Source organism: Pseudomonas sp. R62, assembly GCF_000257605.1.
Classification (GTDB): domain Bacteria; phylum Pseudomonadota; class Gammaproteobacteria; order Pseudomonadales; family Pseudomonadaceae; genus Aquipseudomonas; species Aquipseudomonas atacamensis.
In genome coordinates, this window is record NZ_JH635999.1 from 1,314,001 (window position 1) to 1,325,089 (window position 11,089).

The 11,089-nt window shown below is 60.3% G+C and carries 12 protein-coding genes; 6 read left to right on the forward strand and 6 right to left on the reverse strand.

Annotated elements, in window-relative coordinates:
* A partial coding sequence (locus OQK_RS24060) for an LEA type 2 family protein (RefSeq protein ID WP_016774664.1) occupies positions 1–385 on the reverse strand: 385 nt, incomplete at its 3' end.
* A 66-nt stretch (positions 386–451) separates the two neighbouring features.
* The gene (locus tag OQK_RS24065; RefSeq protein WP_016774665.1) at positions 452–1,918 is read right to left on the reverse strand and encodes a nucleobase:cation symporter-2 family protein; all 1,467 of its coding nucleotides are present in this window, start codon (positions 1,916–1,918) and stop codon (positions 452–454) included.
* 255 nt (positions 1,919–2,173) lie between these two features.
* On the opposite strand from OQK_RS24065, the gene zapE reads away from it, so the two are divergent.
* From zapE to OQK_RS24080, 3 genes are all read left to right on the forward strand, one after another.
* Complete coding sequence (zapE, locus tag OQK_RS24070; RefSeq protein ID WP_016774666.1) at positions 2,174–3,292, forward strand: cell division protein ZapE; 1,119 nt, start codon at positions 2,174–2,176, stop codon at positions 3,290–3,292.
* Positions 3,293–3,309: 17 nt separating this feature from the next.
* Positions 3,310–3,891 carry a DinB family protein gene (locus tag OQK_RS24075; RefSeq protein WP_038862139.1) on the forward strand — a complete coding sequence of 194 codons (582 nt, stop codon included), beginning with the start codon at positions 3,310–3,312 and terminating at the stop codon, positions 3,889–3,891.
* Between the two features lie 201 nt (positions 3,892–4,092).
* Positions 4,093–4,590, forward strand: a complete 498-nt coding sequence (locus tag OQK_RS24080) for a GNAT family N-acetyltransferase (protein ID WP_016774668.1) — start codon at positions 4,093–4,095, stop codon at positions 4,588–4,590.
* 116 nt (positions 4,591–4,706) lie between these two features.
* On the opposite strand, the gene OQK_RS24085 is transcribed toward OQK_RS24080, so the two are convergent.
* The 3 genes from OQK_RS24085 to OQK_RS24095 form a co-directional block, all read right to left on the reverse strand.
* On the reverse strand, positions 4,707–4,916 hold the full coding sequence (locus OQK_RS24085) for a hypothetical protein (protein WP_016774669.1): 210 nt from the start codon (positions 4,914–4,916) through the stop codon (positions 4,707–4,709).
* Positions 4,917–5,092: 176 nt separating this feature from the next.
* Complete coding sequence (locus tag OQK_RS24090; RefSeq protein WP_016774670.1) at positions 5,093–6,835, reverse strand: phosphoethanolamine transferase CptA; 1,743 nt, start codon at positions 6,833–6,835, stop codon at positions 5,093–5,095.
* Positions 6,836–7,046: 211 nt separating this feature from the next.
* The gene (locus OQK_RS24095) at positions 7,047–7,229 is read right to left on the reverse strand and encodes a DUF6026 family protein (protein WP_016774671.1); all 183 of its coding nucleotides are present in this window, start codon (positions 7,227–7,229) and stop codon (positions 7,047–7,049) included.
* Positions 7,230–7,503: 274 nt separating this feature from the next.
* Here OQK_RS24095 and gnd point away from each other — a divergent pair, with 274 nt between their 5' ends.
* From gnd to OQK_RS24110, 3 genes are read left to right on the forward strand one after another with little or no spacing between them, the layout of a single operon-like run.
* Positions 7,504–8,484: a phosphogluconate dehydrogenase (NAD(+)-dependent, decarboxylating) gene (gene gnd / locus OQK_RS24100; protein ID WP_016774672.1), complete on the forward strand. Its 981-nt coding sequence runs from the start codon at positions 7,504–7,506 to the stop codon at positions 8,482–8,484.
* A complete protein-coding gene (gene zwf / locus OQK_RS24105) occupies positions 8,481–10,004 on the forward strand; it encodes a glucose-6-phosphate dehydrogenase (protein WP_016774673.1) in 1,524 nt (507 codons plus the stop codon). Before gnd ends, zwf begins: the two co-directional genes overlap by 4 nt.
* Positions 10,001–10,822, forward strand: a complete 822-nt coding sequence (locus OQK_RS24110) for a Cof-type HAD-IIB family hydrolase (RefSeq protein WP_016774674.1) — start codon at positions 10,001–10,003, stop codon at positions 10,820–10,822. The genes zwf and OQK_RS24110 overlap by 4 nt, the downstream gene beginning before the upstream one ends.
* Positions 10,823–10,945: 123 nt before the next feature.
* Here the strand turns inward: OQK_RS24110 and OQK_RS30630 are convergent.
* The coding region (locus OQK_RS30630) for a hypothetical protein (RefSeq protein WP_162098747.1) at positions 10,946–11,089 on the reverse strand (144 nt) is incomplete at its 5' end.

The following is an 11,089-nucleotide window of genomic DNA, read 5'->3' on the forward strand; positions in this document are numbered from 1 at the left end:
CGCGCAGCACGTAGGGGAGGTTATCGAGGCTTTGCGTCTGGCTCAGGCCCAAGGTCTGGCGCAGGAACGAGAACGCCGAGACGCTGACCGGCACCGTGACAATGGCTTCAGAGAAACGCGGGATCGAGCCGCTCTGATCGCTCACACCGGACGCCAGCGAATGACCATTGACCTCCAGATCCAGGGCGATGCCGTTGTAATCGATCGCCGTTTCATTGGGGTTCTGCACGCGCAGCTTGATCGCGAAGCGTACTTCCAGTTCCTGACTGGGCAACGGTTCGAGGCCGACCACGTTGATGTTCACCGGGTCGCGATTGGGAAACAATGCGCAGGCACTGAGCGACAACAGCAGAAGCGACAGGAAGACGGCGTGGACGCGGCGCATAAAAATCTCTCGACAAAAAAAGGGCTGAACCGTCGCCGGTGCAGCCCTTTTTTTCGAGGCGTGACGTCAGCGGTTCAACTGTGCGACAGCCGCCGCTTGGCCGGGTTCACCTTTGGCGGCGACGTCGGGGTTTTCCATGACCTGCAGAATCGACGCTTCCGGGTCGAAATCATCTTCTTCCAGCTCGATGAATTCTTCCGGCAGGAAGATGTTCAGCACGATAGCGCACAACGCACCGACAGTGATTGGCGATTCGAAGATGTTGCGCAGCGCTTGCGGCAGTTCGCGCAGGACTTCCGGCACCGCCGCGATGCCCAGGCCCATGCCGAGGGAAATCGCCACGATCAACATGTTGCGGCGATGTAGACCGGCCTCGGCGAGGATCTTGATCCCGGCCACGGCGACGGTGCCGAACATCACCAGCTCGGCGCCGCCCAGCACCGGTTTCGGCATCAATTGCAGCACCGCGCCGATCATCGGGAACAAACCGAGCAACACCAGCAGCCCGGCGATGAAAAACGCTACGTAGCGGCTGGCCACACCGGTCAACTGGATCACGCCGTTGTTCTGCGCAAAGGTCACCATCGGCATGCTGTTGAACACTGCCGCCATGGCCGAGTTGAGACCATCGGCGAGCAGGCCGGATTTGATTCGGCGGATGTACAGCGGGCCTTTCACCGGTTGCCGCGAGATCATCGAATTGGCGGTCAGGTCACCGGCAGCTTCCAGTGGCGACACGAGGAAAATCACCGCCACCGGCACGAACGCCACCCAATCGAAGTTGAAACCGTACTTGAACGGCACCGGCACGCTGACCAGCGGCACCTCGGGCATCGAAGCGAAATCCACCGTGCCCATCAGCCATGCCACTACGTAGCCGAGGGTCAGGCCGATGACGATCGCGCCCAGGCGCAGAAACGGCACGTCGACACGGTTCAGCACAACGATGGTGCCGATCACCAGTGCCGCGAGAAACACATGGCTGGCCGCGCCAAGATCTGGCGCACCGAAGCCGCCGGCGATGTCGGTCATCGCCACTTTGATCAGCGACAAGCCCATCAGCGTGATGATCGTGCCGGTCACCACCGGCGTGATCAGCATGCGCAGTTTGCCGATGAACTGGCTGAGCACCACTTCGATGAAGGCAGCGAAGAAGCACACGCCGAAGATCGTCGAGAGGATTTCATCAGTGCCACCGCCACGCGCCTTGACCATGAAACCGGCGCTGAGAATCACACTGATGAAGGAGAAACTGGTGCCTTGCAGGCAGAGCAGACCGGAACCCACCGGACCGAAGCGCTTGGCCTGGACAAAGGTGCCGAGGCCGGAGACGAACAGCGCCATGCTGATCAGGTAGGGGATTTCACTGTGCAGACCGAGGGCGCCGCCCATGATCAGGGTCGGGGTGATGATGCCGACGAAACTCGCCAGCACGTGTTGCAGCGCGGCGAACACCGTGGCGGTCAGGTGCGGACGGTCGTTGAGGCCGTAGATCAGGTCGTTGTTGCGCGGGGTTTTGTCAGAGGCGGTCATGGTGATGTGCGCGCCGCAAGGCGGGGCCGGGTCAGAAAATGGGTGCGCAGAATGCCGGAAGAGGGCGGCGAGGGCAACGAGCAATAACTGCCTGAAAGGTCAGGTTTTACTGCCTCTCCCTTGTTCTGATCGTTCCCATGCTCCGCGTGGGAATGCAGCCCGGGACGCTCCGCGTCCCTTCCAGAGCTGGAACGCGGGAGCGATCAAACGTGCCTCGACCGGCAATGAAAAAGCGCCCGTGGCATACTCCCGCGCATGACTTTCGACTCCCCCCTCAGTGCCTGGCAATACGCAGTCGACCACAAGGGTTTCATCCAGGATGAAGCCCAGGAACACGCGGTCTGGGCCTTGCAAAAATGCCATGAAGCCTTGCACGCCGGCGCCCGCTCGGTCGGTGGCGTGTACCTGTGGGGGCCGGTCGGGCGCGGCAAGACCTGGCTGATGGATCAGTTCTATCAGAGCCTGCGGGTGCCAGCGCGGCGTCAACACTTTCATCACTTCATGGGCTGGGTGCATCAGCGTTCGTTTCAACTCAGTGGCATCGCCGATCCGTTGCGCGCTTTGGCCAAAGAGCTGGCCGGCGAAGTGCGCGTGCTGTGCTTCGATGAACTGTTCGTCAATGACATCGGCGACGCGATCATTCTCGGCCGGCTGTTTCAGGTGATGTTCGATGAAGGTGTGGTGATCGTCTGCACCTCCAATCTGCCGCCCGATGATCTATACGCCGACGGCTTCAACCGCGACCGTTTCACGCCGGCGATTGCGGCGATCAAGGCGCACATGACCGTGGTCGCGGTGAATGGCGCCGAGGATCATCGCTTGCATCCGGGGACGATCGAGCAGCGTTATTTTGTTCGCGCGGATGTTTTACCGAGCGCACTGGAGGCCGTGTTCAAATCGCTGGCTGCAGATGAGACTGTCAGCGAGGAGCCCGTCGCCGTGGGCCACCGCACACTCAACGTGGTGCAAGCCAGCGAATCCGTGCTGTGGTGCCGCTACAGCGATCTGTGCGAGCAACCTTTCGCCGCCATGGACTTCATTGCCCTGTGTGATCGCTACCGGGCTATTCTGTTGAGCGAAGTGCCGAACCTCAGCGCACAAAAACGCGAAGGACGTATCGCACGCGGCACCGAAGACGGCGCTGAGCGTGTGGTCGCCGGCGACCGAGAATTGCCGCAATTGTCGGTACATGACGACGGCGTTCGCCGCTTTATCGCGCTGGTCGACGAATGCTACGACCGCAAGGTGCCGCTGTACGTCGAGGCAAGCGTACCGATGGATGCGCTGTACACCGAGGGCTATCTGGAATTCCCGTTCCGCCGCACCCTCAGCCGTTTGCAGGAGATGCAGTTGCAGCGTTTCGCCGAAGCTTGAAAGAAGAGGGCGCCGACATGAGTCAACCGCTGTCCCATCATTTGCTGACCATGGCCTACCAGAATGCCTGGGCCAATCACCGCCTGGCCAAGGCCTGGAGCCAGCTCGACGCCGCCGAATTGGCCGCACCGAGAGTGAGCTTCTTCCCGAGCATTCGCCTCACGCTCAATCACATCCTCACCTGCGACTGGTTCTACGTTGATGCGCTGGAGCGCGAATTGCGCGGGGACGAGCCGCACCCGGATTGCTACGTATTCTTTAATCAGGACGAGCCGTTTACCGATGCCGCAACGCTGCGTGCCGAACAGGCCCGCGTTGATCGCCGGCTGCTCGCCTATTGCGAGCAACTGCGCGATGCCGATCTGCCAAGAATCGTCACTATCGCTCGCGACGAACCGCAACATGACAGCCGCCTGCGCATGCTTTCGCACCTGTTCGAACACCAGATCCATCATCGCGGCCAAGTGCACGCCATGCTCAGCGGCACGACGGTAAAGCCACCGCAACTGGATGAGTTTTTCTGTGTTGGCGAAAGCGCATTGCGCGCCGAAGACTTCGCCGAACTGGGCTGGACTGAAGAGCTTATCTGGGGCCACTGACCGCGAAAGATCGCAGCCTCGTTGCACTCGTCAACTCCTACACATATCGGACCGTAGGAGCTGACGAGTGCAACGAGGCTGCGATCTTTTGGTCTTCTGCTTTTCAAGTTGCCCTCTCAGGCGCACCCAAGCTAATGTCCCCGCTAGGCCTTCCAGCTAGCACCTTGCGCGCCGGGGCTCTTTGCTTAATCGGGGATGGAAATGGATTCCGCAGAAATACTCGTTCTTCAGGCCAGCTACACCAATCCGGTGCACGCCGAAGCCATCGGCATCGTGCTCAACCACTACGCCGAAGATCCCATGGGCGGCGGTCATCCGATCGCGCCCGAACTGCTGCAACGCCTGCCCGAAGAACTCGCCCGCCGCCCGCATGCCTTCAGCGTGCTGGCCTTCGTCGGCGGCGAACCGGCCGGGCTGGTTAACTGTTTCGAAGGCTTCTCGACATTCGCCTGTAAACCACTGGTCAACGTTCACGACGTCGCCGTGGTCGGCAAATTTCGCGGCCTGGGGCTCAGTCAGAAAATGCTGCAGAAGGTAGAAGAAATCGCCCGCCAGCGTGGCTGCTGCAAGATCACCCTGGAAGTGCTGGAAGGCAATGCGGTGGCGCAGGGTTCGTATCGCAAATTCGGCTTTGCACCGGGGATGTTCAATCCGGATCACGGGCGGATGCTGTTCTGGATAAAGGACTTGCAGGCCTGAAGGCTCCTCACCGCAAATCACCAACATAAAAAAAGGCGCCCCAATGAGGGCGCCTAACTGTCATCTCCCGGGCCAGAGCGGAGCCACGGAAGGTTCATCGGTTGCTCGGTAAAAATTCAGTCGCGATAAGACTCGGTCACCTGCGCCGTCTGGTCAGCAGGGACGCGAATTTCTTTCGCACTGGCGTCGGCCTTTTGCTCGCCTTGCGCGTGCTGGACCGGGAAGTTGTCGTAGTAATAACGCATGCGTTCGGCACCGCCTTCAGCGAAGGCGCTGGTGGAACCGAGGGCGAGCAGGGTGGTGAGAATGAAGGTAGTGGTTTTCATGGTGCCTCCTACTGAACAAGTGGGAGTCGGTTCGTCCGTGAAGCAGACCGCGAAAGAAGTCTGCGTCGCGGCCATTAACAATGGGTTAACGCTGGTTCAGCGCAAATATTGCGGCGTATTACAGAAAAAACGCGGTGGATAGGCACAAAAAAGGGCCTTCTCGGCCCTTTGTCGTTTTACTTCTGCGCTACTTCCGCCGGATCAGGGTGTTTGGGCTTCATCAAACTGAAGTCAATCAACGCCCGCCGCGGTGCCTGGTACGGGTCGCCAATCAGCAGCTTGCGCGGTACGAAGCTGTCGCTGACCAGGCTTTTACTGCGATCCAGTTCATCGGAGCTCAACCCGGCCATGTCCGCCCAGGTATGAATGAGCTGCGAGCTGCTGTACGGGCGGCTGAGGTCGCCGGCGAAGCTCCAGTCATGGTTTTCCTTCCACTTTGGCGAGGCCCAGGCCATGAACGGGATGGTGTACATCGGCGCGGTCGGTTTGTTTTCGTTGCGCCCCAGCGTGCCGTGGCCGGCGGAGTCGAAGACATCCTCACCGTGGTCGGAAAGGTACAGCAGGAAGCCATTCGGGTCGGTTTTGGCGTAGTCCTTGATCAGGCTCGAGACCACGAAGTCGTTGTACAGCACGGCATTGTCATAGCTGTTGTAAGTCGGTACCTGATCGTCACGCACGCCAGCCGGAACGCCCTGGCGATCCTTGAACTTGTCGAACGTCGGCGGATAACGGTACTGATAGCTCATGTGCGTGCCGAGCAGATGCACGACGATCAGCTTGCGCGGCGCCGCATCGGCCAGCGCCTTGTTGAACGGCTCGATGACGTCGCCATCGTATTGCGCCGAGTTCTGGTTGCGGTTGTTGTTCAGGTAAACCTGCTCGTCAGCCTGTTCGGAGAAGGTCGTGAGCATGGTGTTGCGCTTGGTCATGGTCTGCTGGTTGGTGATCCAGAAGGTCTTGTAACCGGCCTGTTTCATCACGCTGACCAGCGATGGCGTCGACAGGTACAGATCCGGGTTCTGCTCATCGGCGAAGGTCAGCACTTGCTGCAGCGCTTCGATGGTGTAAGGGCGCGGGGTGATGACGTTGTCGAAAACCGCCAGTTGATCCTTGAGCTTGTCCAGTTCCGGCGTGGTGTTGCGCGGGTATCCGTAAAGACTCATGCGCTGGCGGTTGGTCGACTCGCCGATCACCAGCACCAAAGTCGCCGGTTGCCCGGCGGAGGCGTCCTTGAGGTTTTTCAGCGGCGGGATCTTGCTGGCACTGTCGAGCATGCCTTGCATGTCCCCCAGCGTTTCCAGATAGCGGTGATACGCCACGGCCATCTGCCACGGCACGGCAGGCTCGATGCGGGTTTCGAATTTCTCGAAGCCTTCAGCGAAATTGCCCATGCGCATGGTTTGTTTGATCAGCGGATAACCGGCCACGGCGATCACGATCGCGGTCGCCGCTACCAGCGCGCGACCACGCGGCATGTGCACAGGGCGCAGGCGCGTCCACAGAAAGTAGGCAAACGCGGTATGGGCGAGGAACGCCGGGATCATCCACCAGGCGAAATACTGGGTCATGTACTCGCCGGCTTCCGACACGTTCGACTCGAACATGATGAAGATGACGCTCTGCGAGAATTCCTGCTGATAAATGAAGAAGTAACCCAGACTGGCCATCGAGCAGGCCCACAGCACCACCCCGATGATCGCCGCAAGCACACGCGTCTGTTTGGGGAACAGCAGCATCGGCGCCAGCCACAGCGCACTCATCACGAACGCCTGGCGAAATCCGGTGAAGCCGGACGTGCCAGTCAGCTGGATCAGCAGTTGGGTAATACCCGAGAAATACCAGAAGAAGACGAACAGCCAGATGAATCCGGCCCAGTCGAAACCGGCCGCAGTCGTTTTGCTGCGTTTGAACAATGCCATTCAGCGCTCCAGCTCAATCATCAGACCCACGCCGGAAACGCTTCCATGACACCGACGAACAGAGGCCGTGCGCGCAGGCACGGCCAGAATGGGGCGGAGTATCCCCAAGGGCTTGTGAAAGATTTGTTAAGCGCCGCGTTTGATGAGTATCAGGCGGTCAGAGGTGCAACGTGTCGGGAACGACGGGGGCCGTTCCCGAAGCAGGCGGGGATCAGGCGTGGGGTGCGCGCTGCACAACCGGACGCGGTTGCGGCTGCGAGCCTTGGGTCAATGCGCGCAATTGCGCCAATTCGTGCTTCAACTGGTCGCGCTCGTCTTTCAACTGGCGCAATTCATCGCGACGGATCGTAACGTAGAGGGTTTGTGGCGGCATTGCTGTGTGTACTGTGCCCATTGCTCACCTCGCAAATGGCGTGCATCAACTGTAAGTCACTCCTCGTTTTGAGGCGCTTGACTTACTATCGGCGCCAATTTTGATTTCTTTTGCCCTGGAAGGGAACTTTTTATTTTTCATGGTCGGTGTGTCTTCGGCAGGATTCGGGGCGTTATCACTCTGGATCGGGCACAATGCCCGGAAACTTCATCGCAACGCTCTGGACTAACCTCCATCAGTCGCGTTGGGCTATAACCAATGACACACATTTATTTGTAGTAAGGAGCATCAGCACATGCAACTCGGGATTATTGGACTGGGCCGCATGGGCGGCAATATTGCGCGACGTCTGATGCTCAACGGGCACACCACCGTTGTTTACGACCGCAATACCGCTTTCATCGATAACCTGGTCGCCGAGGGCTCCACCGGCGTCGCCGACTTGCCAGCACTGGTTGCCGGCCTCGACAAGCCGCGCGCGGTCTGGGTCATGCTGCCGGCGGGCGCACCGACCGAAGACACCATCAACACCCTGAGCGAACTGCTTGAGCCCGGCGATACGATCATCGACGGCGGCAACACCAACTACAAGGACGACATCCGTCGCGCCAAAACGCTGAACGAGAAAGGCCTGCACTACATCGACGTCGGCACCTCCGGCGGCGTCTGGGGCCTGGAACGCGGCTATTGCATGATGATTGGCGGCGACGCCGAGACGGTCAAACGTCTGGATCCGCTGTTCGCCGCACTGGCGCCGGGCATGGGCGACATCCCGCGCACCAAGGATCGCAAGTCCGATGACCACCGTGCCGAGCACGGTTACATCCACGCCGGTCCCGCCGGTGCCGGGCACTTCGTGAAGATGATCCACAACGGCATCGAGTACGGCATGATGGCCGCGTTTGCCGAGGGCTTCGACATCCTCAAGACCAAATCCAGCGAACGCCTGCCGGAAGATCAGCGATTTGATCTGAACGTGGCCGATATCGCTGAAGTCTGGCGTCGTGGCAGCGTGGTTTCGTCGTGGCTGCTGGACCTGACTGCCGATGCGCTGGCCAGCGATCCGAAGCTCGACGGCTTCTCCGGCTCGGTCGCCGACAGTGGCGAAGGCCAATGGACCATCGAAGCGGCCATGGAGCAAGCGGTGCCGGTACCGGTGCTGTCCAACTCGCTGTTCTCCCGTTACCGCTCGCGCGGCCAGGGCACCTTTGGTGACAAGATCCTGTCGGCACAACGCTTCGGCTTCGGCGGCCACGTGGAGATTGCCAAGAAATGACCCGTACGATCCGCAGAAAATCCAAGGCAGAACCCGCACCACCGACCACGCTGTTCCTGTTCGGTGCCCACGGCGACCTGGTCAAGCGCTTGCTCATGCCGGCGCTGTACAACCTCAGTCGCGACGGCCTGCTCGACGAGAATCTGCGGATCGTCGGCGTTGATCACAACGCCATTACCGATGAAGCCTTTGCGCAGAAGCTCGAAGACTTCATCCGTACCGAAGTGGCGGCGAAGGTCGGCAAGGGCGATCAGATGCTTGATCCGCTCTTGTGGGCCAAGCTCGCCAAAGGCATCAGCTACGTCCAGGGTGATTTCCTCGACGACAGCACTTATTCCGCCCTGGCGGCGAAAATCGCCGACAGCGGCACCGGCAATGCGGTGTTTTACCTGGCCACCGCGCCACGTTTCTTCAGTGAAGTGGTGCGCCGTCTCGGCAGCGCCGGTTTGCTTGAAGAAACGCCCGAAGCGTTCAGAAGGGTGGTGATCGAGAAGCCGTTCGGCTCCGATCTGCACACTGCCGAAGCCTTGAACGCCTGCCTGCTCAAGGTCATGAGCGAAAAGCAGATCTACCGGATCGACCATTACCTGGGCAAGGAAACCGTGCAGAACATTCTGGTCAGCCGGTTCTCCAACAGCCTGTTCGAAGCGTTCTGGAACAACCATTACATCGACCACGTGCAGATCACCGCGGCGGAAACCGTCGGTGTGGAAACCCGTGGCAGCTTTTACGAACACACCGGCGCACTGCGCGACATGGTGCCCAATCACCTGTTCCAGTTGCTGGCCATGGTCGCCATGGAACCGCCGGCTGCTTTCGGCGCTGACGCGGTGCGCGGCGAGAAGGCCAAAGTGGTCGGGGCGATTCGTCCCTGGTCGACGGAAGAAGCCCGGGCCAACTCGGTGCGTGGCCAGTACAGCGCTGGCGAGCGCGATGGCCAGCCGTTGAAGGGTTATCGCGAAGAAGCCAACGTGTCGCCCGACAGCACCACGGAAACCTACGTGGCGCTGAAGGTGATGATCGATAACTGGCGCTGGGTCGGCGTGCCGTTCTATCTGCGCACCGGCAAGCGCATGAGCGTGCGCGACACCGAGATCGTCATCTGCTTCAAACCGGCGCCGTACGCACAGTTCCGCGACACCGAAGTCGACGAGTTGCAGCCGACTTACCTGCGTATCCAGATCCAGCCAAACGAAGGCATGTGGTTCGACCTGCTGGCCAAGCGCCCGGGGCCGGCGCTGAACATGGCCAATATCGAGCTGGGTTTTGCGTACAAGGATTTCTTCGAGATGCAGCCTTCCACCGGCTACGAAACCTTGATCTACGACTGCCTGACCGGCGACCAGACCCTGTTCCAGCGTGCCGACAACATCGAGAACGGTTGGCGAGCGGTGCAGCCTTTCCTCGATGCCTGGCAGCAGGATGCCAGCGTCGAAACGTATGCGGCCGGCGAAGATGGCCCGCAAGCAGCCGAAGATCTGCTGACTCGCGACGGTCGCGTCTGGCACAGCCTGGGATGAGTGATTTGTCGAAACAACCGATACGTTTTCTGCTCAGCGACATGGACGGCACGCTGTTGTTGCCGGATCACACGCTGAATCAACGCACCATCGACGCCGTTCGCTCGCTGCGCGAGGCCGGCGTGCTGTTCAGCCTCGCCAGCGGCCGCCCGCCGAAAGCCATGTTGCAGCAGATCGAGGCGCTAGGCGTTGATCTGCCGACAGCGGCGTTCAATGGCGGCACGATCGTCAAACCGGACGGCACACTGTTGGCCGCGCATTATCTGCCGGCGACGACCGCGCTGATTGCTCTGGCGCAGTTTGCCGATCAACCGGAGGTGGAAATCTGGGTGTTCAGCGGCGGTGACTGGCTGCTCAAGGACCCGCACGGGCCGATGGTCCCACGTGAACAGAGCGGCCTCGGCTATCCGCCGGTGGTGGTCGAGAGTTTTGAACCGTATCTGGAGCGCATCGACAAGATCGTTGCCACCAGCAACAACACTGAGTTGCTGATTGAGCTGGAGGCGCAGCTGTTGCCCAAGGTCAACGGCATGGCGCAAGTGTCGCGCTCGCAGCCGGTGTATCTGGACGTCACTGCGCTTGAGGCCAACAAAGGCACCGCGCTGACAACGATTGCCGAATACCTCGGCGTGCCGCTGGAGCAAACCGCTGTCATCGGCGACGGCGGCAACGACCCGGCGATGTTCAAATGCGCCGGCTTGTCGATTGCCATGGGTCAGGCGGAAGAGGCGGTGAAGCGTCAGGCGGATGTCGTCACCGCTGCCAACACCGCAGACGGCGTGGCTTTGGCGATCGAGCAGTACATCCTCCCGCACTGATCCAACACAAAAACCAATGTGGGAGCGAGCCTGCTCGCGAAAGCGCTGGGTCATTCAACAGATTCGTTGCCTGACACGCCTCTTCGCGAGCAGGCTCGCTCCCACAGGTTTATTTAGTGTGGCTTAGAGCCAATAGCTCACCGCATACCAGCCCAACAAGCCCATCACCACCGTATACGGCACCGCCATCCACACCATGCGCCCGTACGACAAACGTACCAGCGGCGCGATCGCTGAGGTCAGCAGGAACAGAAACGCTGCCTGACC

Coding starts and splice junctions, on each gene's coding strand:
- OQK_RS24090 (WP_016774670.1), bottom strand. CDS start 6,835: ATGGCATTGTTCAAACGCAGCAAAACGACTGCGGCCGGTTTCGACTGG.
- gnd (WP_016774672.1), top strand. CDS start 7,504: ATGCAACTCGGGATTATTGGACTGGGCCGCATGGGCGGCAATATTGCG.
- OQK_RS24075 (WP_038862139.1), top strand. CDS start 3,310: ATGAGTCAACCGCTGTCCCATCATTTGCTGACCATGGCCTACCAGAAT.
- OQK_RS24110 (WP_016774674.1), top strand. CDS start 10,001: ATGAGTGATTTGTCGAAACAACCGATACGTTTTCTGCTCAGCGACATG.
- OQK_RS24065 (WP_016774665.1), bottom strand. CDS start 1,918: ATGACCGCCTCTGACAAAACCCCGCGCAACAACGACCTGATCTACGGC.
- OQK_RS24095 (WP_016774671.1), bottom strand. CDS start 7,229: ATGGGCACAGTACACACAGCAATGCCGCCACAAACCCTCTACGTTACG.
- OQK_RS24085 (WP_016774669.1), bottom strand. CDS start 4,916: ATGAAAACCACTACCTTCATTCTCACCACCCTGCTCGCCCTCGGTTCC.
- zwf (WP_016774673.1), top strand. CDS start 8,481: ATGACCCGTACGATCCGCAGAAAATCCAAGGCAGAACCCGCACCACCG.
- OQK_RS24080 (WP_016774668.1), top strand. CDS start 4,093: ATGGATTCCGCAGAAATACTCGTTCTTCAGGCCAGCTACACCAATCCG.
- zapE (WP_016774666.1), top strand. CDS start 2,174: ATGACTTTCGACTCCCCCCTCAGTGCCTGGCAATACGCAGTCGACCAC.